Consider the following 23,441-nt stretch of genomic DNA (forward strand, 5'->3'; position numbering starts at 1 on the left):
AACTTAGGCACGTGCATTCAGTCTAAACGCCCTGCCATCGCATCGGAACCGCGGATCAGCGCGCGCGGGCGATTTCCTCGCCCCGATCACGGGCGGCAGCCAAGGTGTCGGTAAGGAGTTTCAACAGCCGATCGTCCGCGTCGAGGACGTTCAACCCTTCGCGCGTCATCCCGCCGGGGCTAGCCACGCGGTCGGCCAATATCGCCGGGCTTTCGCTTGCCTGCGCGGCAAGGCTCGCAGAACCTTGCACGGTCGCGAGCGCCATCCGTGCGGCCTGATCGGCTGAAAGTCCGATCGCTTCTCCGGCACGCGCGAATGCGTCGATGAAGCGGAACAAAAAGGCCGGCCCACAGCCTGACAGGGCGGTCAGCGCGTTGAATTGCCCTTCGTCGTCGATCCACTCGGCTGCACCTAATGGTGTAATGAGCGCGTCCACTTCGCTGCGGGCTGAGTGGGATACCGCGCTGTCGGCGTACAGTCCTGTGACGCCCAGCCCCAAGGCGACGGGCAGGTTAGGCATCGCCCGGACGATGTCCTGGGCCAGCGGGAAACGCTTGCGCAGGTCCGCAACCGGCGTCCCCGCCAATATCGAGACGATGCGCGTATCAGCCGCGCAAAGAGGCCCAAGCGAGGCTGCTACATCGTCAAGCTGATAGGGCTTCATTCCCAACAGCACTGTCACATGCGCGGGCAGAGATGCTGGATAGTCTGTCACCACCCGCACCCCGTCCGCGACAGCACGGCCGCTTGGCCGCAACACCGTTACGCTCGCGGGATCAAGGCCGCATGCCAGCCATCGGGCGAGCATTTGCCCAGCCATATTGCCGCAGCCGACCATGAACAGGTGTGTGGGCCAAGCTTGCGTCATGGACAATCCTCAGGCTTCGCCGCGCGTCTCGATCAAGCTGGCGGAAATCGCCTCCGTCGGGCTCTTGCCGCCCCACAGGACGAACTGGAACACCGGGTAGAAGCGCTCGCATTCGTCGATCGCGGTTTCGACCAGTATCTGCGCCTGATCCAGCGTCAGCACGCCTCCCGCGCCCAGCAGAGCGCCGTGCCGGAACAATACGATGCCACTGGAAGACCAAAGCTCGAAATGGCCAAGCCAAAGCTGCTCGTTGATCAGGCCCAGCGTTTCGTAGATCGTCGCCCGCTTCTCTTCCGTGACGCGGATGTCGGGCAAGGCCAGCAGTTGGAGCACCTGATCTTCGTCGCGCCAGATGCCGCGCAGCTCATATTGCGCCCAGCTACCCTGCGTGCTGGCGACGATTTCATCTTCGCCGACCTGATCGAAACTCCACCCGTTCGCTTCGAAATAGGCGGCCAGCATATCGATCGGCGCGGCCTCCTGGCCGCCATTTTCAAATTCGTCGCTGTCCATCATTGGCTGGCCATAGAGCATTTCCCGGCGGCAAGGAAACCACCGACTGAGGGAAACACATGAAAATAGGCGATCGTTGCAGAAAACCAACGGACAGGCGGCAAAGCCTGCTTATTCTGCGTCGCCCGCCTTGGGCTTTGGCGAGCGGACCGTCTTTGTCACCGGCTCACCCGATCGGCCTTCCAGCGCGTCGATCCGGGCCTTCAGCAATTCAACCTCTTCACGGGCTGCCGCCGCCAACGCCTTCAGGGCATCGAATTCGTCGCGGCTCACGAAATCCACCCCGCCGATCCACTGTTTGGCCTTTTCCCGAGCGTTGGTTTCAAACTCCCGGCTCATGCCAGCGACTGTTCCCGCAGCGCCGTTCACCAGCTTGGCGAGGTCATCGAAAAAGCGGTTTTCGCTCTGCATGATCTGAATATCCTTGTTTGCTGGCGCGCGAATGTGCGCCACGATGATGTTATATCTGGGTCTTGAGCGCGGGCGCGACAAGGGTCTCAGCATCCGGATTGAGGCGCCCGATCTCATAATTCAGCGCCGATGCAAAGCCCAGCCACGCCAGATAAAACAGCAGCAACAATCCCGCGACCCGCCTGATGCGCCAGAACAGCCATGCCGTCACAGCCACGGCGACGAAAAGGACGACGATCAGCGCAAGCGCATTATCGACCTGATGCGCGCGGAAGAAAAGCGGCGACCAGACGAGGTTTAGCGCCAGCTGGATGAGGAACAGGATGATGGCCACCGCCCTGCCCCGCGCTCCCCGCGCATGAATGACGATGGCAAGAGCAAGACCCATCAGGACATAAAGGATCGTCCAGGCGACGCCAAAAGCCCAGCCGGGCGGCATGAAGTCGGGCTTCACCAGCGCGTCGAACCAGCGGTTGCCATATCCGCTATTGGCCAGCTTGCCCGACAGGAAGCCCAGGAACACGATCGCCGGAACCGTGACCAGCGCCCATCGCAGATAGGCCAAACGCAACTGACCGGGGGACGCGATTTCATTCATCGTCGGCGCAGCTCCACTAATCCTCACTCGGCGGCCTCGGGCGAATCCTTCAGACCCTTGTCAAGCCGACAGTGACCGGTTTGCGGTGAAACACTTCATCCCGCAACCGCGAATAGCGGTTGAAGACCGGCATCTGTCACAAAATCAAACGCCTGCCGGACCATGAGCAAGCCCGCGCCTAACCGTCCAGCCGCGCGCCGATCAGAAACTCGACATTGCCCTGGGGGCCGGTGATGGGGCTTGGCGTCACGCCCAGCACTGTCCAGCCCTTCGCCGTCAGCCATTGGCTGACTTCCTCGCAGACGCGGGCATGTATAGCGGGATCGCGCACGACGCCGCCCTTCCCAACCTCTTCCCGACCAGCCTCGAACTGCGGCTTGATGAGGGCAACGAGATGCGCCCCGGCCCGGGCGAAATCCAGCGGCCGGTCCAGCACCTTCGCGAGCGAAATGAAGCTGGCGTCACACACGATGATATCGACCGGCTCCGGCACATGGTCGGCCGTCAATATGCGCGCGCTCGTCTGTTCATGCACGACCACGCGCTGGTCGGATCGCAGCTTCCAGGCAAGCTGGTTGGTCCCACTGTCCACCGCATAGACCCGCGCCGCGCCGTTGGTCAGCAGCACATCGGTAAAGCCGCCTGTCGAGCTTCCGACATCGATCGCGACCATGCCAGTCACGTCCAGCGCGAAATGATCAATGCCGTGGGCCAGCTTTATGCCTCCCCGCGACACCCACGGATGATCGCGGCCCTTCACCTCCAGCGCGGCATCCTCCGCGACCTGCTGCCCCGCCTTTTCGATCTTTCTGTCGCCCAGGAAGACGAGGCCCGCAAGGATGAGGGCCTGCGCACGTGCCCGGCTCTCCGCCAGACCACGATCGACGAGCAACTGATCCGCGCGCAACTTCGCCATCAGCGCACCAGCGCCGTCAGCGTGGACACCGTCAGCAGCTGCGGCAGCACCTCGGCGGACTTTCCGGGAGCATACCATAGGTAGAGCGGCACGCCCGATCGTCCCTGCGCCTCCAGAAAGCGAGTGATCGCCGGGTCCGCACTCGTCCAGTCACCGACCATCACCGTCACGCCAGCCTTGGCAAAGGCCTCCCGCGTGTCGGCCCGGTCGATGGCCGCAGCCTCATTGGCCTTGCAGGTTAGGCACCAATCGGCGGTGAAATAAAGGAATACCGGCTTTCCAGCGGCGCGCAGCCCGGCCAGCCGCGCTTCGTCAAAAGCCACAACGCCAGCCTGAAGCTGCGCAGCGCCAGCCATACGCGCAGGCAGCATTATCATACCTCCGCCAAGCAGCAGCACAGCACCCAGCATGACGATCAGCCCGCCCCGCTTGCCGCGATGCTGACGCCCCCCCAGCCACCACAACAGCAGCGCCAACAGCAAAACCGCACCCAGACCGATCGTCATACCCTGCACGCCGCGCTGCTGCCCCAGCAGCCAGCCAAGGCCCAGCGCGGTCAGGAACATCGGGATCGACAATATCCTCTGGAAAGTCCCCATCCACGCGCCCGGCCGTGGCAAGCGCCCCCGAAGCGCCGGTATATAGGCGAGCAACAAAAAGGGCAGAGCAAGGCCAAAGCCCAACCCGGCAAACACCGCAAGCGCCGCCACGACCGGCAGCACCAGCGCCGCACCCATCGCCACGCCCATGAACGGCCCGGTGCAAGGCGTGGCGACGAAAGCGACCAGCGCGCCGGTCCAGAAGGAACCCGCAATGCCCTTCTTCCCCGCCAGCTTCTCACCGCCTCCAAAGGCGCTCAGTTCAAACAACCCCGCAAGGTTGAAGGCGACCGCCGTGACCAGCAGCAGCAGCAGCAGAATGACGCGCGGATCCTGCAACTGAAACGCCCAGCCCACGGCTACGCCCGCCGATCGGATCGCCAGCAGCAACCCGCCGAGCAGCAGGCAGGTGAGGATGACCCCCACGCCATAGGCCAGCGCCTCCCGCCGCACCGTCGCTTCGTCACCGCCAGCGCGCGCCAGCTTGAGCGCCTTCAGCCCCAGGATCGGAAACACGCACGGCATGATATTGAGCAGCAGCCCGCCCAATATCGCCCCGCCAAGCGCGATCAGCGCCGTGCGCAGCAGACCTGAACTCGCCCCCGCAACCACGCCGGGGCGAGCCGTCACCAGAAAGCCTACATGGTCCCCGGTGCGGAGGACTGCCTGAACGGCATCACCCTTGATTCCCCGCCCGGCCTCGGTTTCAATCAGCAGCCGGTCCCCCTGACGTTGGACCGATTGAGGCGCGGCATAGCGAACGACACCTTCTTCCAACGGAAAGAGATGCACGTCAGACGCCGCAGCTTCCCCCGGAAAAGGGATCGACATCCGCAGCTTGCCGTCGGCGACGGCGTAGCTCGCCTCGCTCCCGAGCGGACGTGGCAAGCGCGCGCGCCAGCCATCGAACCGGGCCTGCGTCGCGGGCGCCACCGCGCCATCGCCCGCGACCAAATCCAGCGCGATATCGGCACTCTCGGGCACGCAAATCTTGTCGGTGCAGGCAAGCCATTCCGCCTTCCCGCGGATCGGCAAACGCGTGCCTTTCGCCACCTCAGGCGCAACATTGACAGGCGCGAGGAGCGCATAAGGCCCCTCATAAACATGGTTCATCAGGCCGGAAATGAGCAGCGTCTCGGGCACCGGATAGCGCAACGCCCCAATGCTCACGCCTTTGGGCAGCACCCATTTCACGGTCATGCCCAGACCCGCATCACCCGGATTTTGCCAATAGCCGTGCCAGCCAGCCTCCGGCGTCATGGCGAAGGCGATGTTGCTGGTCCGGCCCGGAGCAGGTGCGTCGCTTTCGGCAACCAACTGCGCGGCGATATGCGGCGCGCCCGATCCGAATGCGCCCTGGGCGCTGGCAGCAGGCGCGACAAACAGCGCCAGCGTCATCAGGAGGACATGGAAAATCCGCATCGGGCCTCTGTTCGCGTGGATCACAGCGGGCTAGGTCGGCATGGTTGCGCCGTCAAGGCACAGAAGGGATCGTAAAAAGATGTTCAGGAAAACGCTTCACACCCTCCTGCTGCTGACGCCCCTGCCTGCGCTGGCCCAGCCTCCGGCAAGCCCCACCCCGTCCGACCCGCCACCCCGGCTCATCATCGCGATCTCGGTCGATCAGTTTTCGGCCGATCTCTTCAGCGAATATCGTCCTTATTATAGCGGCGGCCTCAAGCGCTTGAGCGAAGGCGCAGTGTTCCCGCGCGGATATCAAAGCCACGCCGCAACCGAAACCTGCCCCGGCCACAGCACCATCCTGACCGGCAGCCGCCCGTCACGCACTGGCATCATCGCCAATAGCTGGATCGATCAGAGTGCTGCCCGGCCCGACAAGACGATCTACTGCGCAGAGGATGAGAAACAGCCGGATAGCAGCAGTTCCAAATATATCCCCTCCCCTGTCCATCTGCGCGTGCCCACACTTGGCGAACGCATGAAGGCCATCAATCCTGCCGTCCGCAATGTGGCCATCGCCGGTAAGGATCGTGCGGCCATCATGATGGCGGGCGCAAAGGCGGATCAAGTCTGGTGGCTAGGGTCAAAGGGCTATTTCAGCTATCCCGGCACGCCAACGCCGCCGCTGGTCGCACGGGTGAATGAAGTGTTCGCACAACGGCTGGCTGAGCCCAATCCCGGCTTTGATCTCCCCCCTCAATGCGCCGCCAAGGATTTTCCCGTGAGTGCAGGCGCACGGATTGTCGGCACCGGCCGCTTCGCAAGGCCCGCCGGTCAATTCGGCGCATTCCGTGCGTCGCCTGAGCAGGATGCCATGACCCTGGCGTTCGCCGCCGCCGCCATCGAAAGCATGGACCTTGGCAAGCAGGCTCAGACCGACCTCATTTCCATCGGCCTTTCGGCGACTGACGTCATCGGCCACGCTTATGGCACGGAAGGAACCGAAAGCTGCATCCAGATCGATCGGCTTGACCGCGAACTGGGCGCCTTCTTTGACCGTCTCGACAAGCAGGGCATCGATTATGTTGTTATGCTCACCGCAGATCATGGCGGCCACGACCTGCCGGAGCGCCATCAGCAAAATGCGATGCCGATGGAACAGCGCGTCGATCCGGCGCTCATGCCCCGAGCGCTTTCAGAAGCAGTGGCCGCCCGCACCGGCATAGGTGGCAAGGGCTTGGTTCAGGGCGACGGCCCATCTGGCGATCTCTATTTCGACCGCAATCTCACCAGCGCCCAGCGCGCCAAGGTGGAAGCCGCCACGCTCGCCCTGTTGCGCGCCCATCCCCAGGTTGAAACCGTCTTTACCAAGGCGCAGATCGCCGCCGCGCCGTCTCCTTCAGGCCCGCCGGAAAGCTGGAGCCTGCTTCAGGAAGTCCGGGCCAGCTTCGATCCCGAACGCTCGGGCGACCTTGTCCTGCTGCTGAAACCACGCGTGACGCCCATTGCCGATCCTTCGCATGGCTCCGTGGCCACGCACGGCTCCCCCTGGGACACGGATAGGCGCGTTCCGATCCTCTTCTGGCGCAAGGCCATGCGGCATTTCGAACAGCCGCTCGGCGTCGAAACGGCTGACATCATGCCGACGCTGGCGGCCCTCATCCATCTGCCCGTCCCCCGTAATGAGATAGACGGAAGGTGCCTCGACCTGCTGGCAGGCCAAGGCGACAGCTGCGCGGCAAACTGAGGTCAAATATTCTCCGCGAAACCGTCCCGCTCCGCGTCCATCAGGGAGTGAACGCGGTGCGGCGCGGATACTTCGACCCGGCTGGTCACCTCATATTGCGCCTTCGCCTGACGCACATTGCTGTTCGCCGGAACGCTGTCGGTCAGCCAGACATTGCCGCCGATCACAGACCGGCTGCCGATGATGATGCGGCCCAAAATGGTGGCGCCCGCATATATCACCACATCATCCTCGATGATCGGGTGCCGGGGGATCGCCTTGGCCAACGCGCCCCTCTCATCGGCGGGAAAGCTGCGCGCGCCCAGCGTCACGCCCTGATACAGCCGTACCCTGTCACCCACTATGGCCGTCTCGCCGATGACGACACCGGTGCCATGATCGACGAAGAAGCTGCGCCCGATGGTCGCGCCCGGGTGAATGTCGATACCCGTGCGCGAATGGGCAATCTCGGAGATGATGCGGGCGACCAGTGGCGCGCCCAGATCATAGAGGCGATGGGCAAGCCGATGATGGATGATCGCCAGCATCGATGGATAGCAGATCAGCACCTCATCGACGCTGCGCGCGGCGGGATCGCCCAGGAACGCCGCTTCCACATCGGAATCGAGCAAGTCGCGCAAGCCCGGCAGGCTTTGGGCGAAATTGCCGATGATGCGCGCGGCCTCTCCATCGATTTCGGCAGGCGGCCTGCCATGCATGTTGTAGAGAAGCTCAAGGCGTATCTGGCCGTAGAGGCGGCTGAGCGCCGTCTGCAAGGTCTGCGCTACGAAGGCATCTTCATTGTGGATGCGAATGAAGCTCGGGCCAAGGCGCAACGGAAATAGCGCGCCGCATAGCGACGTCATGATCTTGGCAAGATTGGCCCGTGACGGAAAACCCTCCGCGCCATATTCGGCGTGATGCTGCTGCGCCGCGCGCCAGCCTGTGCGAACCTTCCCAAGATCGCTCACCAGCCGATCCAGGTCCCAATAGCCTTCCAGAAGCCGATCTTCGCTTTCGCCGTCTGCGGTCATATGCGCCTCTTGTTCAACGGAAGCTGGCATAGACCGCCACCAGCCGATCCGGTAAACGAGTTTTGCTTGTCCCCGCGATGTTTCTTTTTAACCCGAAACGTCGGCCCGGTTTCAGCGGGCGAGACTGGCACCAGCCATATGCAGGCGGATTTCCACGCTCAGCCCGCCTTCGGGCCGGTTTTTCAGAACCAGGCTGCCACCTTCCTGATCGACCGCCTTCGCCACAATCGCGAGGCCCAGCCCTAAACCCCGAGTATAACGCCCCCGCGCCTCATCAAGTCTGAAAAAGGGCTTCAGCACCTCCTCCAACTTGTCCTCCGGGATGCCCGGACCATCGTCCTCCACCCGGATCAGCGCCTCGCCATCGCGGCGCTCGACGCTGACATAGGCCCGCTGACCATAATGGAGCGCGTTCTCGACCAGATTGATGACCGCCCGGCGCAACAGCATCGGCCGAACATCCATTTCCAGATGATCCGGCCCCTCATAGCTGACATCGGCGCCCTGGTCCTGAAAGGCGTCCACCACCGTCGCCACCGTGACAGCCACGTCCGCGCGCACAGGTGGCTCGCCATTCTTCTCCCCGCCGAGGAAGGCCAGCAGCGATTCGATCATCGCCCCCATTTCCTCAAGGTCACCGGCCATCGCGTCGCGCGCTTCCGCATCGCGAATTCCCTCGAGCCGTAGCTGCAAGCGCGCCAACGGCGTGCGCAAGTCGTGCCCGACAGCGGCCAGCGTTTCGGTGCGTTCGGTGATCAGGCGATGTATGCGCGTCTGCATCGCATTGAACGCGCGGATCAGGTCCCGCACATCGCTGGTCCCGCTTTCCGCTACCACCACCTCGTCGCTCAGGCCGATATGCTCGGTCGCCTTGGTAAGGTCCTTGAGCGGCGCCAGCGTCCGCCGGATCAGCATGCCCCCCGCCACCATCAGCGCCACCAGCGGGATAAGCGCCAGCCCCATTCGCCCGATGGTAAAGGTCCACTGCCCCCCGCTATGGCGCATCCCGAAATAGAGCCAACTGCGATCAGGCAACTGCAAGCCGCCATTGATCTGCGACACCCGCCCCCCCGGCGACGCGAGCCGCAGCCACAGCCTCGACTGTTCCAGGCTCGGCTCCCAGGCAATGATCTGCCGCCGCATCCGCTGCAATTCCGGCGCCAGCGTGGGCGGAGGTGGCGACGCAGGTGTCCAGTGGATGTCATATCTATCGGTGGTAAGCTGGATCGCCATCGCATGCCGGTCGTTCGCTGGTTGCTCCGTCACCAGCTTGCGCGCGATCACCAGATGCTCGGCCAGACGCCGCGCCTCGTCATCCTGTAAGGAAAGATGGCCCGCCCGCTCGTAAATCAGCGTGCCGACCGCAAATTCCAGCGTAAGCGCCAGCAGCAGGATCGCCAACAGCCGTCCGACCAGACCCAGCGACCGGCTCATATGCAGGGTCAAGCCCGGCTGACTTCCGCGTTGAACATATAGCCCACGCCGCGCACGGTCGTGATGGGCGCCGCCGCGCCTTCGGTCGATAGCTTCCGCCGCAACCGGCTGACCAGCACATCGATGCTGCGGTCGGAGCTGTCGCCCATGCGCGTGCGCGACAATTCTATCAGCCGCTCGCGCGCGATGACCCGCTGCGGATGGCTGAGGAAGGAACCCAGCAGGTCGAACTCCGCGCCCGTCAGGTCCACGATCGCGCCAGTGGGCGAACGCAGTTCCCGGCGCGGGAAGTTGACGACCCAGCCGTCAAAGCGCGCCTCATTCTCGCGATGTTCGTCAGGCCCCCGCTCCACGCCGACGCGGCGCAGGATCGCCCGGATGCGCGCGATCAGTTCGCGCGTGCCGAACGGCTTGGGCAGATAATCGTCCGCCCCCAGCTCCAGCCCCACGATGCGATCGGTTTCACTGCCCTTCGCGCTAATGAAGATGATCGGGACGTCGCTCTTGCGGCGGATCTGGCGGCAAAGGTCGATGCCGTTGGTGCCCGGCAGCATCACGTCCAGCACGACAAGGTCGACCGGCCCGGCGTCAAAGGCGACCCACATTTCCGGCCCCGAAGAGGCAGGACGCACCTGATAGCCATGTTCTTGAAGGGCGCGCGCGGTCAGCGTGCGCAGCGGCGGATCGTCCTCGACAAGTATGATCGTGGGGGCGGTCATGCCGGAAATGTTGCGCAACTAAAACGGCTCATGGCTCGTGAAATAGGGACCACCACCAACAGGGTCAACCGGACGTTGCCCCGGAAACCCTTGGAAACAGGTTCAGCAATGATTTGTCATGCAAGGGACAATTTAGCCCCCATGACGAGCAAGAATGCCATGCCGGGCCTCGTGAAAGGCCCGGCATGATTTCATCAGAATGCGGCCGACAGGGAGAAGACCACCTGGCTGCGGGCGATCGACTTGCCGAAATTGTCACCGTCCTGAACCATGAAGTTCGGCCGGATGTACGTTTCTTCCGAGCGCTTGATGTCGGTATCGACATAGGCGACGCCCAGAGTCAGCGGCGTACCGGGGATCGCGACGTCCGCGCCGACCAGCCAGTCGAGATACTTGCCCGTGGGCGCGATCGACGTGCCGTTGGGGCCAAGGCCGGGGTTGCCGTCCGAATAGCCCAGATGCGCCTTCAGCGTAACCGGCGTGCCCGGCACTGCGCCGCTCACGTCACCCCAGATGTACAGATTGTCATCCTTGTCGCCCGGATCAGCAACCGTGCATGCCGCGTCGCTGCACCAGTTGCCCAGAGCCTGCTGCTTGGGCGCATAGGCGACACCGAGCAGACCCTTGACGGGGCCGAGCTGGCTCGAAAGCTTCACATAGGGTTCGGCGAAGTCGGTCTTGTCCGCGCCCGACGGGTACATGTACCAGGTCAGGCCGACGTCCAGCGTCGCGCCGCCCAGCGGGATGGCGTAGCCAGCGAACAGGTCCAGTTCCATGTTGGAACCGCCGAACTGACCCCATCCGGAAAGGTTCGAAGCCCAGGTGCCGACATAGGCGCCGCTTTCGTGCGTGGCAGTGATGCCGCCCTGAATGGCCATGCCCTTGTCGCTCTGCGACACGCCACGGAAACGATAGTCGGAAACCAGCGCGACGCTGCCCGAAACGGTGACGGGACCTTCAGCTTCTTCCTGAGCGAAGGCCGGAGCGCTCGACAACAGGGCAACAGCCGCACAGGCCATCTGCAACTTAGCGATTTTCATGAACATTCCCCTTTTTCGGTAAGAATGTTCCATCCTGCGTCCGCTCTGGCCCAAAGGTCTGAATGCCCCGGATCCCGGCGGATTGACAGCAGGCTAAGGCGCGCCCGGATGAAGGGGAATGGACTTTTACCGCAAGTGCGAAGGTGACATTCAGGTAGTGCCCTCAAAGGCACGGTTATTTGCTGATGGCGTTCCAAACATGTCTATTTGATTTCCTGATCACATCCACACATGAAAAAGCCGCCGCACCTGGAAGGGATGCGGCGGCTAAAGACACCTGATGGGGGTGAGGTTCAGGCGGCCAGGTTACGCAGGCGTCCTGCTGCACCCGCCAGTTCGACGCTGGCTCCGGTGCCGCGGCGGCGATCCATCCATTCCCGCACCATCTCGGCGCAGGTATGGTCGATATGGAGCAGCCGCTCGACGTTCAGGATGACTGGACGTTCGGCGGGAACCGACTCCAGCTTTGCGGACAATTTGGGAAGTGTCAGGAAGGTGGCTGTGCCATGCAGCGCCAATTCATGCGCATCATCCCGCTGGTCCTCGTCCAGACCCAGCCGCAAACGGCGTGCATGGGGCAGCAGCTCAAGCAGCGACAGACCAATACCCACCAGCACGCCCGTCAGCAGGTCCATCGTGACCACCATGATCAGCGTAACCGCCCACACGACGGCGGGCAGCGGGCCGTAACGATGAAGCAGGTGCTTCACATGGTCCAGACTGACCAATCGAACGCCGGTCACGACCAGAATGCCTGCCAGCGCCGCCATCGGGATCTCACGTAGCAACCAGGGCAGCAGCGCGACGAAGCCGAGTATCCAGATGCCGTGCAGGACAGCGGACATGCGGGTCTTGGCCCCAGCCTGAACGTTCGCGGAACTGCGGACGATAACGCCGGTCATTGGCAAAGCGCCCGCAACGCCACACAGCAGATTGCCTACGCCCTGCGCGCTCAATTCGCGATTATAGTTGGTCCGCACGCCATCATGCATCCGGTCCACCGCAGCGGCCGACAGCAATGTTTCGGCGCTGGCGATGAAGGCGATCGCGATTGCCGTCGTGATGACCGTCGGGTTCATCAACTGCTGAAACAGCCCCTCGCCCGGCAATGTCACCGCTGCGACGATCGATTCCGGGACCGCCACGCGGGCCACCGGCAGGCTGAACAGAAACGCCACCAGCGTCGCCAGAACCACGCCGACTAGGGCGCCGGGCAGCAGCTTCATCGACGCCGGGCGGATCTTTTCCCAACCCAGCATGCCGCCGATGGTAACAAGACCCACGGCAAAGGCGGTTGCGGCATCCTGATTGCTGAGGCCGAAAAGCTGGCCCGGCATCGCGATCAGGTTCGCAAGGCCGCTGGACAGTGGCTTGTCATCGAACAGGACATGGAACTGCCCTACAACGATCAGCACACCGATGCCGGCGAGCATGCCGTGAACGACGGCGGGCGAAATGGCGCGAAACCATCCTCCGACCCTCATCAATCCGGCAATGACCTGAATCGCACCGGCAAGGATCAGGATCGGTCCGAGTGCGGACAGGCCCTGCTCGCGCACGATTTCAAAGACGATGACGGCAAGGCCCGCCGCCGGGCCGCTGACCTGCAAGGGAGAACCGGCCAGCAGGCCGACGACGATGCCGCCGATGATACCGGTGATCAGCCCCTTCTCCGGCGGCACGCCGGATGCGACCGCGATGCCCATACAAAGGGGCATCGCGACCAGGAACACGACGATGGATGCGGTGAAGTCGCGGCTGAACGTGCCGCCGGAAAGAGCCTTCAGCATGAGGCTTACTCCGCGGCCATGGCGATGCTGGTTTCACCAGCAAGGCGCCGCGCTTGCGCCTGTGCGACAGGAAGCGGATCGCCTTCGCGCATGGGCATGAAGCGACCGGTTTCCCCGTCGAGCCCAAGAACCTGGCCCGCATGAATATCGACATACCAGCCGTGCAGCGCGATTTCCCCACGCGCCACGCCCGACGCCACCGACGGATGGGTGCGCAGGTGGTTCAACTGCACCACGACATTTTCCAGCGCCATGTTGCGCAGCTTTTCTGCGTCGCTCAGATCGGACGGGTAATTCTCGCGACACACCTTCTGCGCGGCATGCGAGTGACGCAGCCATGCGGCAACATTGGGCATCGACGTCAGGTCGGCATCCGTCGCCAGCGCCTTCATCGCCCCGCAGTCGCTGTGCCCGCATACGATAATGTCGCGCACGCCCAGAACCATGACTGCATATTCGACCGTCGCGGTGACGCCGCCCAGTTGGCTGGCGTGCGGGGGCACGATGTTGCCCGCGTTGCGACACACGAACAGATCGCCCGGATCGGCCTGCATGATATGTTCCGGCACGATGCGGGAATCCGCGCAGGAAATCATCAGCGCCTTGGGGTTCTGCCCGTGATTGGCAAGCTGGTTGTAAAGCGTGCTCTTGTCCGGAAAGACCTTGCTCTCGAAACTGAAGACGCGACCGATAAGCTCGTTCATGGCTTCTATCCTTCTTTTTGGTTGCCGATCAGGGGGCGGATCGGCTCTATTTGAAGGATAGGTACGTGCCTTTGCTGCGTCGCAGCGGCTTTGTTAAATAGTGTGTCTGACTGGATTTTCTGCCGTCACTGCCTCTCGACAGCAGCGCTCAGCATATATCCCGCCCCCCGAACGGTGACGATCGGCGCCGCCCTGCCTCCAACGCTTAGCTTCCGCCGGACCCGGCTGACCAGCACGTCGATGCTGCGATCGGATGATGGCGCGTCGCGCACACCGGCCAATTCCATGAACCTGGCGCGTGGGATGACCGTCTGCGGATTTTCCAGCATGACCTGGAGCAGTGCGAATTCTGCGGCAGTAAGCTCGATCGGCTGGTCCCGCTCGTCCTTCACTTCGCGCCGCGCGAAATCGACCTGCCACCCGTCAAACCGGGCCAGCGTGCTGGCGCGCAGGCCGATCAGCCGCTCCTTTTTGCTGCGACGCAGCACCGCGCGCAGCCGGGCGGCCAGTTCGCGGGTCGAATAGGGCTTGGACATATAATCGTCGGCGCCCAGCTCCAATCCCACCACCCGGTCGACCTCGCTGCCGCCAGCACCGACCAAAATGATCGGCACGTCGCTCCGTTCCCGGACGTCACGGCACAGGTCCATGCCATCGGGACCGCGCAGCGCCGCATCCAGCACCAGCACGCCCACAGGCACGGTCTTGATCGCGTTCCAGATGTCGGATGCCGACGCCGCGGGCAGCGCGCGAAAGCCGCTCTGCTCCAGATATTCGCGCACCTGCTGGCGCTGTTCGGGCTTTTCCTCGGCAATCAGGATCAGCGGTGAACTCATCCGCCCTTCACTGACAGGCTGCGAAGGCCGTCAAGCTCACCCTGGATAACCGCGCTGTCGCCCTGCGCCGCCGCCAGCGCCTCGCCAGCGCGCGCCTGTGCGTAGCGCCCGATTTCCGCGTCGATCTGACCCCGCGCACTTGCGCAGTTCCCGGCGTAGCTGCCCGATAGCGGAGCGAAGCGATGGATGGCCTTACCCATTGCGGCAATCGCATTGCCCTCTGCCGTCACCGAGCGGTTCACGCCCAGTTCGGCCTGCCAGCGGCAGACGGGCGTGGCCGGACGGCTGGCGAAACGCGGCTCGACCTGCTGGACATGAACAATCGATACCGTTTCATAGCTCGTCCGATAGGCTGTGGACGCATGGTTGATGTCCGCACTGTGGACCGGAGCGACGACGGCCATGACGGCAGCGGAAGCGAAAATGGAAAGCATGCGAAGAAACTCCTTGGCGCAGGAAGCACTCGCCAAGGCATAGGCGGGGCAAATGTCTCTGAAATTTTCCGAATGTGACAAATTGTTGCTGCACACACGGAAACGCTTCGGCGCAGCAAAGCATTTTTACGGGCTAAAAACCCTTATGGTTTGAACAGCGCATGCAACCCGCCCGGCGCTCAGGCTTTTAACCCTCGTCAACGGCCCTCCGCGCCTTTGGCGCCTTCATGGCCAATGATGAGGATTGCTGAATGAAAATCGCTCAAATCGCTCCCTTGGCCGAAAGCGTGCCGCCAAAGCTGTACGGCGGAACCGAGCGCATCGTCTCTTACCTCACCGAAGCATTGGTCGATCAAGGACATGACGTGACATTGTTCGCCAGCGGCGATTCCGTCACGCGCGCGGAACTGGTGCCCGTCACAGACATGGCGCTTCGCCTCAATCCCCATGTTCGCGACGCCATTCCCTATCACATGATGCTGCTGGAAGCGGTGCGCCAGCGCGCCCATGAGTTCGATGCGCTACATTTCCACATCGATCTTGTTCACATGCCGCTGGTGCAGGACATCGTCGGCCGATGCGTCACGACGCTCCACGGCCGTCTGGACCTGCCGGACCTGCGTCCTTTCTACCAGACCTTCCCTGATCACAGCCTGGTTTCCATTTCCGACCACCAACGGCTGCCTATGCCGCCCGTGAACTGGGCGGGCACCGTCTATCACGGCCTACCCGCCGGTCTGCTGCCGCCGAAAATCGACAGCGACGATGGTTATCTCGCCTTCCTCGGCCGGATATCGCCGGAAAAACGCCCCGACCGCGCCATCCGCATAGCAGCCCGTTCCGGCAAGCCGCTCAAGATCGCCGCCAAGATCGACAATGTGGACAAGGCATATTGGGAGGCGGAGATCGCGCCGCTCATAAACCTTCATCCCAACATTCATTTCGTCGGCGAAATCAACGAAGCGCAGAAGGCTGACTTCCTCGGCGGGGCCAGTGCCCTTCTGTTTCCGATCGACTGGCCCGAACCTTTTGGCCTCGTGATGATCGAGGCGATGGCCTGCGCGACCCCTGTCATCGCCTTCCGCTGCGGATCGGTTCCGGAGATTATCGACCATGGCGTGTCGGGCTTTATCGTCGATACGGAGGATCAGGCCGTCGAAGCCGTTTCGCGGCTTGGCGAACTTGACCGTCGCGGGGTACGCGCCGCCTTTGACGCACGTTTCACGGCAGACCGGATGGCGATCGACTATGTCTCGCTTTATCACGGCCTGCCCGGCGCGCGCACCGATGCCGCACGGCTTCGTCGCGAGCGCGGCGATGAAGCTGCGCTTCACCTTCAAATCGTCGGTTAAGGAGAGTCGCATGACGGCGAGCCAGTTGCAGCCAGAAGCCTTGGCCACGGAACCGGCAAAGTCCCTGTCCCAGCAACAGACCCAGTTCTTTATCCCGGCCACCGCTTCGCTCCACGAACGACGTCCGCGAACGCTGAAGCATGGCGACAGCTTCGCGGTCTTCGATCATAGCGGCGATGCGATCGCAGGACCTGGGAGCCCCGAGGGGCTTTACCATCGCGACACCCGGCATCTGTCGCACCTCTATATGACGATCAACGGACTCCGGCCCATATTGCTGAGTTCGGCGCTGCGTGACGACAACGCCATGCTGACCTGCGACCTTACAAATCCCGATTTTTCAGGGGACGATGGCAGGGTTGCGGTGGAACATGACCTCATCCACTTGCGCCGCACGAGGTTCCTATGGGACTCCGCCGTCCACGAACGGATCACGATCCGCAACTTCGACACCGAAGCCCGAACGGTGAAGGTGGAGATGAGCTTCGCTGCCGATTTTGCCGATCTGTTCGAAATTCGCGGCATGACGCGCTTGCGCAAGGGAGTCATGAAGCCCCCGGTCGTGGGAAGCGCCGACGTTCTCCTCGTCTATGAAGGCCGCGACGCCAAGACGCGCGAAACCCACTTCTGCTTTGATCCGGCGCCTCAAGAGCTCACCGAAAGCGACGCCATGTTCGAGGTCATGGTCCCGCCCGGTGAACGGCGCACCCTATACATGCGCATTGCCTGCGAGCGAGTGGAATTGACGCAGGAACCCTTCTCCCGCCAATTCCTCAAGGCTCTTCGCGAATCCATGCAGTCGCTGAAACAGGCAAGGGCGCGCGGCGCGACCGTTCGTTCATCAAATGCTCTGTTCGATGAGGTTACGCGAAGGTCCGTGGCCGATATCACCATGCTGTCCACGGACACAGAATTTGGCCCCTATCCTTATGCGGGCATCCCCTGGTTCAGCACCGTGTTCGGTCGCGACGCCATCATCACCGCGCTGGAGACGCTTTGGTGTGATCCCGCGATCAGCCGGGGCGTGCTGGGCTATCTAGCGAAGCATCAGGCCACCGCGTTCGACCCGGCGGCGGACGCGGAGCCGGGAAAAATCCTGCACGAAGTCCGCCATGGTGAAATGGCGGAACTGGGCGAAGTGCCGTTCCGCCATTATTATGGCAGCATCGATTCAACGCCGTTGTTCATCATGCTGGCTGGCGCCTATCTGGAACGAACAGGGGACCAGCCCTTCGTCACCAGCCTGCTGCCGCATCTGGATGCAGCCCTCGACTGGATCGATCAGCATGGCGACCGCGATGGGGACGGCTTCGTGGAATATGGGCGGCTCACCGATCAGGGCCTGACCAATCAGGGCTGGAAGGACAGCCATGACTCGATCTTCCACGAAGATGGTTCGATCGCGCGCGGCCCCATCGCGCTCGCGGAGGTTCAGGCCTATGTCTACGGCGCCTGGAGAGCCGCCGAAGCGATCCACAGGGCAATTGGCGATGCTCAGCGCGGGGCGGACTACGCCTTACGCGCCGACCGTTTGCGTGACCATTTCGATGCGGCCTTCTTCGACCCGCAACTTGGCACTTATGTGCTGGCGCTGGATGGCGAAAAGAAGCCTTGCCGCGTTCGTTCCTCCAATGCCGGGCATGTGCTGTTTACCGGCCTCGCGCGGGAAGAGCGCGTTGAATCGGTGGTGCGCACGCTGATGGCGCCAGCCTCCTTTTCCGGCTGGGGCGTCCGCACCATCGCATCGACGGAAGCGCGCTACAATCCGATGAGCTATCATAACGGCTCGATCTGGCCGCATGACAATGCCCTCATCGCGGCAGGCTTCTCCCGCTATGGCTATAAGCGTGAGGCAGCGCAGATATTCGAAGGTCTCTTCGCGGCCGCCACCTATGTGGATCTCATGCGCCTGCCGGAACTTTTCTGCGGATTTCCCCGCCGCCGCGCGCAAGGACCGACCTTCTATCCCGTGGCCTGTAGCCCCCAGGCATGGTCCGCCGCAGCGCCTCTGTCACTGATCCAGTCGAGCCTGGGTATCGGCTTCGATGTAGCAGGCCCTGAAATCTCCCTACGAGAACCAGCCCTTCCGAGATTCCTCGACGAACTGCGGCTCTATGGCCTGCGCATTGGCGAAGCATCGATCGACATCGCCTTTGACCGAATGGGTGACAAGGTCGTGGTAAAGCCGCTCGACCGGAAAGGCTCGGCGCGGGTGGTGACGATCGCTTGAGGCTTTTGCCTGGCTGCTAGGCCTTGAAAAGGTGGTGCGGCTAAGCGGAGCGAAGTCGAACCGGCGATGGGTTGGTGGGCGGCAGCGCGCAAGCAAAAGTGGTGCCCCGCGCTGGATAAAAATAACGAATATGAGTCGCCGTTCTTACTACCCTAGCGCCGCTTCCTAGCGTCGGCTACCGACCTGTGCCGCACCACAGCGCCGCTGAGTCTATGAAGGGTACGCTAGTTGGACCAACTCGCCAGCGATGAATCTAGCGTTGACGGTCCAACCGGACGTCACAGGTGCCGTCGGCGGGTAACATTCGCATAAGGACAGGCGAGAACATATAGAAAACAGACAGGGTGTTCACCCCCGATTGATAAGTGCGTGTTCCCCGGCTATCAGAGTGTATGCGTTACACCCAAAGCCAAGTTCGTGGACTGATTTCGATTTCGGTCGATGACTTCAAGACGTGGCGTAAGCTCATCTCGGCCTTGGCGGCGCATAAGGGGCACGGCCCGACGTTCACGCCGGGCGACGTCGTGGCCCTGGCGATCGTCGCCGAGTTAGTGCGGAATTTTGGAATCCGAGTCGGGACGATAGCAGCTCAACTCGATCGCCTTTTTGCCGGCTGTCATGGTCGGTCCTGGGTTTCGTTGGAAAGCTGCGTGGTGCTTCTCAAAGCTGACGAGGTTCAGCTGACAGATGAAACCGCGGCGCAGGGCCGGCTGAGCGAGCAGACCACGATCGCCGTTCCCTGCGCTCGCATCATTGCGCGCCTTCAATCCGCGCTGACGGACTCAGAGGCCGATACAGCACAGGGCTATCTGCATTTTCCACCCACGTCGCTCACCGGCGCGCTTGAACGCAGCGGTAAGCGGGCATGACGACGGTGACGCCTCAGCCCCTAGACCAGGGTTGGAAGGACCGCCTTGGCCTAACCCACCGGCGCTCACCCGAACTCTACGAGTCCGTTGAAGCCGTCCGGGATGTCCCGCACGCCGCAGCGATCCGGGCGGCATTGGAAGAGATGGGCGTATCCGCGGTCTTCTGCGTCCAAGGCGTCCCGACCGTCGCGATCCTCGCGGCCGATCAATACGATCGCGCCGCCGTCGTCGACCTTCACGGCGAGCTGTGGAATCAGGGCTTGGCGAGCCTGCTCCTCGTTATCGCCAACGATACGCTGCGTGTTTTTTCACTCGCTCGCACACCGATCAAGGATCCCGGCGACGTCTTCGAAACCCGGTGTCTCATCGAGACACTGAGCCTTACGGCGGAAGTCCTCCAGTTCCAGAACCTGATCTATGGCGCAGAATCTGGCCGCCTTTGGCGCGACTACGGCGACTTCTTCAAGCCGAAGGAGCGCATCGATCAGGTACTGCTCGATAATCTCAATGCATCCCATACGCTGTTGCAGGCTGAGGGACTGTCTTCGGATTCCGCGCAGGCGCTTCTCATCCAAGCGATGTTCATTGCCTACCTCGAAGACCGGGAAATCGTCACACCGGCCTATTTCGCCACCGTTTCCGAAAAGGCTTCGAACAGCTTCCTGGAATTGCTCGCTTCAAACGACGTTGCAGCGTTTCGAGCCTTTTTCCAAACGCTTCGCAATGATTTCAATGGCGACCTGTTTGTCGCGCCCTGTTCGTTCGAACCCGATTCCGAAGCACCTGAGATCACTATCGCGCAGTTGGCGATCCTCGCTCGGTTTCGATCTGGCCGCGAGGAGATGGGCCAAGGCGGCCAGCAGCGCTTTTGGGGCTATGACTTCCGTTACATACCAATCGAACTGATAAGCGCCGTCTACGATCGCTTCCTCGGCGAGAGGGAAGAAGAGCGGCGGGCGAAGGGTGCCTACTACACGCCGATGTTTTTGGCCGATACGGTCGTGTCCCAAGTTTGGGACATGCTGTCGGATAAGGTCCGGACAAAAGGTCAATTTCTCGACCCGGCGTGCGGATCGGGGGTCTTTCTCGTCCGTTCGTTCCAGCGTCTTTGCGAACACTGGCGCCTGAATCATCAGAAGCGCACGATCCCCTGGAAGACACTGCAAGGACTCCTTAGCCAAATTCACGGCTGGGATCTGAATGGCGGCGCGATCCGAGTGGCCGTATTCTCGCTCTATGTGGCTTTGCTGGAGGAGGTTTCACCTCGGGATATTCGGGAACTCATCACCCGAGGAAAGATCCTGCCCGAGCTGTGGGACAAGACGCTGGTCTGCCGTGATTTCTTCGACGTAGAGCCCGACGTCACCCAATTCGACGTTATCATCGGTAATCCACCCTGGACCAGCCGACGTGGACCAGACCGGTCGTCGATCAAGTGGAGCAAGGCAACCTCACACCCGATGCCGGGTAAGGAAGACGCATGGGCGTTCAGTTGGAAGGCGCTCATCCACCTGGCAGATGAAGGAGTCATCGCCTTCCTCCTCCCTTCGATGGGGTTCCTGCACAATCACGCCCAGAACACGGTCGATGCTCGTCAAGCCTTCTTCAGAAAGGCATTGGTTCGTCGTGTCATTAACTTCGCCGACTTGCGCTTCCAACTCTTCGAAAAGGCGCATCGCCCTACCGCTCTTATTATTTTCGGCAAGATTAAGGCGGACGAATTTCCCTACCGTTTCGACTATTGGGCGCCGAAGGCCGATCTCAATCTGCGGATAAAGCGGGTCATTACCCTCAGCAGTGCGGACAGGGTCGAACTCGATGTTGAGTCAGTCTTCGACAACTCGCTGATCTTCAAACAGCGGCTCTGGATGCGCGAACCCGACGCAAAGCTTTTCGGATATTTTGCAAGGTTTCCCAAGCTCGGCGCGGTCGTGACGGACTTTGGAAGCCTGAGCCGCAAGCGGACACCGCCAACCGGGCAATGGGTCATCGGTCAAGGTTATCAGCCTTACACCGGCGGTGACGACGAAGCTGAAGCTGAAGAAAATGCGACGAAAGCCAAACCCCTGCAGAGCGACTATGTCGGCAAACTGCCCGATCTGCCGGTAAGCGCCTTCTCTCGCCTGTTCCAATCTTCGCGTGACCTCCTACCCGCGCCGTCCACCGTTGTGCGCCGCCGCGGCTTCGAAGCCGGCTTCAACGGCAACCGCGTTTTGGTCCCTCGCGGTGTGGAGAAAAACCGACTGCGCGCCGCATATTGCACAGATCCCCTTACGTTCGAGGACATCCTTCAGGCGATCGTCGTGCCGGAAGGCGGCGACGACCGCGCCAAGGTGTTGACCGCGCTTTTGAACAGCCGCGTGGTGATCTGGTATGCTTTCCACGGGACGGCGTCGTTCGGCTCGGATCGACCGGAGGTAAAACAAGCCGACCTGCGCAGGTTGCCGTTCCCAGCGGCGTCGGACCTCCCTGACCCGAAGGCCGCGACCCGCGCTGCTGAGGCGATGGTCACGATCATCGACGCCGCCCAGGCCCGTGACCAAGGAGCTTTTTCGCTCGATGCTGACGCTGGTGACGTCCTCGGCGAAATCGACAAGTTGGCCTACGCCTATTTCGGGCTTTCGGGCGATGAAATTGCGATCATCGAGGATACGGTCACCGCGATCCTTCCCGCCCTTCAGCCCCACGAAGGCCACTTCCCGAAGCTTTGGAACGCGCCCGATGCCGACGATCGCGCGCGATACGCCCAAACACTTTCGACCAGCTTGGTCGACTGGTTTTCCGGAGAAGGGATCGACACTCGTCTCGTCGCCAAGGGAGCCGATCTGGCAGTCCTGCGGCTTCGTCTAGGCGGAGACGAAGACTACGCCGAAGACCAAAACGGCGAACTAGGAGCCGTGCTTGAGGAACTCTCGAAGCACATCCATCGCCCGCTCGATGGAAATTTCCAGCTGATGCCGGATCTCCGCGTTTTCGCGGGCAACTGCCTTTATCTGATTAAGCCGATGCAACTGCGCTTCTGGCTGCGCTCAGCGGCGCTCGCGGATGCTGATGAGATCGCCCTCGATCTTCAGCAAGCGATTAACCCCAGCCCTTCCCGCTGGAGTCAGCATTGATGGTGGTCGGCGATGCGCAGGCCTGGGCCGACAAATTTGTAACCTTCGACAACCGCTTCCTACAGCGGATCATCGCCGTATGGCCGTCCTGCACGGCGCTCCTGCCAGGGCAACCTCACGAAGACACGATCACTATCAACCTTGTCGACTTGCTATGGAAGGACGCGACTGTCCGTCGCCTTTGCCATTGGATCGAGTATCAGTACGAGCCCTTTGGGCTGGCACCGGATGGCTCAAAATTCAGCAAGGGCAAGATCGACATCGGCGTCCTGCTCACTTGGAACCGCGATCTCTACTTAGCCTATGAATGCAAGCGGCTGAACGTTGTCGGACCAAGCGGACGCAGTTCTCTTGCGACGGCCTACGTAACTCAGGGGATGATGCGCTTCTTGACAGAGCAATATGCCGAAGGCCTGCCGGTCGGTTGTGTGCTCGGCTATGTGATGGACGGCGATGTGGCGTTTGCCAGCACAGCTGTGAACGCCGCGATCACGGCTCATGCGCCCTTGCTGCTCCTGGCAGGTCCGGACCCAATGCCGCCGGTGGCCGGAACCTCAAGATTTGCTACGCTTCACAATCGGTCGCCGGCCGCTAACATCAGCCTTCGGCACGCGCTCTTGCCGCGCTGACGTCGAATATCCGATGCCCTCATAGGTCGACTGCGCAAAACGACCGCGCGGGGAGATGGTTCGAACTCCCGCTCCGCCATTAGCCGCCCTGCCTACTATGCCGAAGTAGTCGGTGCGGCGTTAGAGCAGGAAACGGCGGTTAACGGCGGTATTTGGCGCCCCCCGCAGGACAAACATAACGAATATGTGTCGCCGTTCGCGCTATTATAGAGCCGCCGCAGG

Annotated in this window: 20 protein-coding genes; 6 read left to right on the forward strand and 14 right to left on the reverse strand. The window is 62.1% G+C overall.

The genetic code is table 11. The annotated features are described in order from the left end of the window. Positions 1 to 55: 55 nt before the first annotated feature. The 6 genes from proC to ACZ5YV_RS06670 form a co-directional block, all read right to left on the reverse strand. Complete coding sequence (gene proC, locus ACZ5YV_RS06645; protein ID WP_464789099.1) at positions 56 to 868, reverse strand: pyrroline-5-carboxylate reductase; 813 nt, start codon at positions 866 to 868, stop codon at positions 56 to 58. Between the two features lie 9 nt (positions 869 to 877). Then, positions 878 to 1,384 carry a type III secretion system chaperone family protein gene (locus ACZ5YV_RS06650; RefSeq protein WP_196224098.1) on the reverse strand — a complete coding sequence of 169 codons (507 nt, stop codon included), beginning with the start codon at positions 1,382 to 1,384 and terminating at the stop codon, positions 878 to 880. 108 nt (positions 1,385 to 1,492) lie between these two features. Next, positions 1,493 to 1,792 carry an accessory factor UbiK family protein gene (locus ACZ5YV_RS06655; protein WP_460988092.1) on the reverse strand — a complete coding sequence of 100 codons (300 nt, stop codon included), beginning with the start codon at positions 1,790 to 1,792 and terminating at the stop codon, positions 1,493 to 1,495. A gap of 49 nt (positions 1,793 to 1,841) precedes the next feature. Beyond that, the gene (locus ACZ5YV_RS06660) at positions 1,842 to 2,390 is read right to left on the reverse strand and encodes a TspO/MBR family protein (protein WP_464789100.1); all 549 of its coding nucleotides are present in this window, start codon (positions 2,388 to 2,390) and stop codon (positions 1,842 to 1,844) included. 178 nt (positions 2,391 to 2,568) lie between these two features. After that, positions 2,569 to 3,306 carry a TlyA family RNA methyltransferase gene (locus ACZ5YV_RS06665; RefSeq protein WP_464789101.1) on the reverse strand — a complete coding sequence of 246 codons (738 nt, stop codon included), beginning with the start codon at positions 3,304 to 3,306 and terminating at the stop codon, positions 2,569 to 2,571. Then, positions 3,306 to 5,327: a protein-disulfide reductase DsbD family protein gene (locus ACZ5YV_RS06670; RefSeq protein ID WP_464789102.1), complete on the reverse strand. Its 2,022-nt coding sequence runs from the start codon at positions 5,325 to 5,327 to the stop codon at positions 3,306 to 3,308. The genes ACZ5YV_RS06665 and ACZ5YV_RS06670 overlap by 1 nt, the downstream gene beginning before the upstream one ends. Positions 5,328 to 5,406: 79 nt before the next feature. Between ACZ5YV_RS06670 and ACZ5YV_RS06675 the strand changes: the two genes are divergently transcribed. Next, positions 5,407 to 7,053 (forward strand): alkaline phosphatase family protein, encoded by a 1,647-nt coding sequence (locus ACZ5YV_RS06675; RefSeq protein WP_464789103.1) that lies wholly within the window; start codon positions 5,407 to 5,409, stop codon positions 7,051 to 7,053. A 2-nt stretch (positions 7,054 to 7,055) separates the two neighbouring features. Here ACZ5YV_RS06675 and epsC read toward each other — a convergent pair whose 3' ends face one another. The 8 genes from epsC to ACZ5YV_RS06715 form a co-directional block, all read right to left on the reverse strand. Further along, on the reverse strand, positions 7,056 to 8,066 hold the full coding sequence (gene epsC / locus ACZ5YV_RS06680; protein WP_464789104.1) for a serine O-acetyltransferase EpsC: 1,011 nt from the start codon (positions 8,064 to 8,066) through the stop codon (positions 7,056 to 7,058). A gap of 111 nt (positions 8,067 to 8,177) precedes the next feature. Beyond that, positions 8,178 to 9,500 carry an ATP-binding protein gene (locus ACZ5YV_RS06685; RefSeq protein WP_464789169.1) on the reverse strand — a complete coding sequence of 441 codons (1,323 nt, stop codon included), beginning with the start codon at positions 9,498 to 9,500 and terminating at the stop codon, positions 8,178 to 8,180. An 8-nt stretch (positions 9,501 to 9,508) separates the two neighbouring features. Beyond that, positions 9,509 to 10,219: a response regulator gene (locus tag ACZ5YV_RS06690; RefSeq protein WP_449474649.1), complete on the reverse strand. Its 711-nt coding sequence runs from the start codon at positions 10,217 to 10,219 to the stop codon at positions 9,509 to 9,511. Positions 10,220 to 10,413: 194 nt separating this feature from the next. Then, complete coding sequence (locus ACZ5YV_RS06695; protein ID WP_464789105.1) at positions 10,414 to 11,265, reverse strand: TorF family putative porin; 852 nt, start codon at positions 11,263 to 11,265, stop codon at positions 10,414 to 10,416. A gap of 287 nt (positions 11,266 to 11,552) precedes the next feature. Then, entirely contained in the window at positions 11,553 to 13,049 is a 1,497-nt protein-coding gene (locus tag ACZ5YV_RS06700; RefSeq protein WP_464789106.1) for a SulP family inorganic anion transporter, read from the reverse strand. A 5-nt stretch (positions 13,050 to 13,054) separates the two neighbouring features. Beyond that, entirely contained in the window at positions 13,055 to 13,753 is a 699-nt protein-coding gene (locus ACZ5YV_RS06705) for a carbonic anhydrase (RefSeq protein ID WP_464789107.1), read from the reverse strand. 125 nt (positions 13,754 to 13,878) lie between these two features. Further along, positions 13,879 to 14,589, reverse strand: a complete 711-nt coding sequence (locus ACZ5YV_RS06710; RefSeq protein ID WP_464789108.1) for a response regulator transcription factor — start codon at positions 14,587 to 14,589, stop codon at positions 13,879 to 13,881. Next, on the reverse strand, positions 14,586 to 15,023 hold the full coding sequence (locus ACZ5YV_RS06715) for a hypothetical protein (RefSeq protein ID WP_464789109.1): 438 nt from the start codon (positions 15,021 to 15,023) through the stop codon (positions 14,586 to 14,588). Before ACZ5YV_RS06715 ends, ACZ5YV_RS06710 begins: the two co-directional genes overlap by 4 nt. A gap of 251 nt (positions 15,024 to 15,274) precedes the next feature. Between ACZ5YV_RS06715 and ACZ5YV_RS06720 the strand changes: the two genes are divergently transcribed. The 5 genes from ACZ5YV_RS06720 (at position 15,275) to ACZ5YV_RS06740 (ending at position 23,219) form a co-directional block, all read left to right on the forward strand. Further along, positions 15,275 to 16,375: a glycosyltransferase family 4 protein gene (locus ACZ5YV_RS06720; protein WP_464789110.1), complete on the forward strand. Its 1,101-nt coding sequence runs from the start codon at positions 15,275 to 15,277 to the stop codon at positions 16,373 to 16,375. A gap of 10 nt (positions 16,376 to 16,385) precedes the next feature. Next, the gene (locus ACZ5YV_RS06725; RefSeq protein ID WP_464789170.1) at positions 16,386 to 18,605 is read left to right on the forward strand and encodes an amylo-alpha-1,6-glucosidase; all 2,220 of its coding nucleotides are present in this window, start codon (positions 16,386 to 16,388) and stop codon (positions 18,603 to 18,605) included. A gap of 392 nt (positions 18,606 to 18,997) precedes the next feature. Next, positions 18,998 to 19,474, forward strand: a complete 477-nt coding sequence (locus tag ACZ5YV_RS06730) for a hypothetical protein (RefSeq protein WP_464789111.1) — start codon at positions 18,998 to 19,000, stop codon at positions 19,472 to 19,474. Beyond that, positions 19,471 to 22,590 carry an HsdM family class I SAM-dependent methyltransferase gene (locus ACZ5YV_RS06735; RefSeq protein WP_464789112.1) on the forward strand — a complete coding sequence of 1,040 codons (3,120 nt, stop codon included), beginning with the start codon at positions 19,471 to 19,473 and terminating at the stop codon, positions 22,588 to 22,590. Before ACZ5YV_RS06730 ends, ACZ5YV_RS06735 begins: the two co-directional genes overlap by 4 nt. Further along, complete coding sequence (locus ACZ5YV_RS06740) at positions 22,590 to 23,219, forward strand: hypothetical protein (protein ID WP_464786940.1); 630 nt, start codon at positions 22,590 to 22,592, stop codon at positions 23,217 to 23,219. Before ACZ5YV_RS06735 ends, ACZ5YV_RS06740 begins: the two co-directional genes overlap by 1 nt. Positions 23,220 to 23,441: the final 222 nt, after the last annotated feature.

It is taken from the genome of Sphingobium sp. TomTYG46, from assembly GCF_055396345.1.

Coding starts and splice junctions, on each gene's coding strand:
- proC (WP_464789099.1), bottom strand. CDS start 868: ATGACGCAAGCTTGGCCCACACACCTGTTCATGGTCGGCTGCGGCAAT.
- ACZ5YV_RS06650 (WP_196224098.1), bottom strand. CDS start 1,384: ATGATGGACAGCGACGAATTTGAAAATGGCGGCCAGGAGGCCGCGCCG.
- ACZ5YV_RS06655 (WP_460988092.1), bottom strand. CDS start 1,792: ATGCAGAGCGAAAACCGCTTTTTCGATGACCTCGCCAAGCTGGTGAAC.
- ACZ5YV_RS06660 (WP_464789100.1), bottom strand. CDS start 2,390: ATGAATGAAATCGCGTCCCCCGGTCAGTTGCGTTTGGCCTATCTGCGA.
- ACZ5YV_RS06665 (WP_464789101.1), bottom strand. CDS start 3,306: ATGGCGAAGTTGCGCGCGGATCAGTTGCTCGTCGATCGTGGTCTGGCG.
- ACZ5YV_RS06670 (WP_464789102.1), bottom strand. CDS start 5,327: ATGCGGATTTTCCATGTCCTCCTGATGACGCTGGCGCTGTTTGTCGCG.
- ACZ5YV_RS06675 (WP_464789103.1), top strand. CDS start 5,407: ATGTTCAGGAAAACGCTTCACACCCTCCTGCTGCTGACGCCCCTGCCT.
- epsC (WP_464789104.1), bottom strand. CDS start 8,066: ATGACCGCAGACGGCGAAAGCGAAGATCGGCTTCTGGAAGGCTATTGG.
- ACZ5YV_RS06685 (WP_464789169.1), bottom strand. CDS start 9,500: ATGAGCCGGTCGCTGGGTCTGGTCGGACGGCTGTTGGCGATCCTGCTG.
- ACZ5YV_RS06690 (WP_449474649.1), bottom strand. CDS start 10,219: ATGACCGCCCCCACGATCATACTTGTCGAGGACGATCCGCCGCTGCGC.
- ACZ5YV_RS06695 (WP_464789105.1), bottom strand. CDS start 11,265: ATGTTCATGAAAATCGCTAAGTTGCAGATGGCCTGTGCGGCTGTTGCC.
- ACZ5YV_RS06700 (WP_464789106.1), bottom strand. CDS start 13,049: ATGCTGAAGGCTCTTTCCGGCGGCACGTTCAGCCGCGACTTCACCGCA.
- ACZ5YV_RS06705 (WP_464789107.1), bottom strand. CDS start 13,753: ATGAACGAGCTTATCGGTCGCGTCTTCAGTTTCGAGAGCAAGGTCTTT.
- ACZ5YV_RS06710 (WP_464789108.1), bottom strand. CDS start 14,589: ATGAGTTCACCGCTGATCCTGATTGCCGAGGAAAAGCCCGAACAGCGC.
- ACZ5YV_RS06715 (WP_464789109.1), bottom strand. CDS start 15,023: ATGCTTTCCATTTTCGCTTCCGCTGCCGTCATGGCCGTCGTCGCTCCG.
- ACZ5YV_RS06720 (WP_464789110.1), top strand. CDS start 15,275: ATGAAAATCGCTCAAATCGCTCCCTTGGCCGAAAGCGTGCCGCCAAAG.
- ACZ5YV_RS06725 (WP_464789170.1), top strand. CDS start 16,386: ATGACGGCGAGCCAGTTGCAGCCAGAAGCCTTGGCCACGGAACCGGCA.
- ACZ5YV_RS06730 (WP_464789111.1), top strand. CDS start 18,998: ATGCGTTACACCCAAAGCCAAGTTCGTGGACTGATTTCGATTTCGGTC.
- ACZ5YV_RS06735 (WP_464789112.1), top strand. CDS start 19,471: ATGACGACGGTGACGCCTCAGCCCCTAGACCAGGGTTGGAAGGACCGC.
- ACZ5YV_RS06740 (WP_464786940.1), top strand. CDS start 22,590: ATGGTGGTCGGCGATGCGCAGGCCTGGGCCGACAAATTTGTAACCTTC.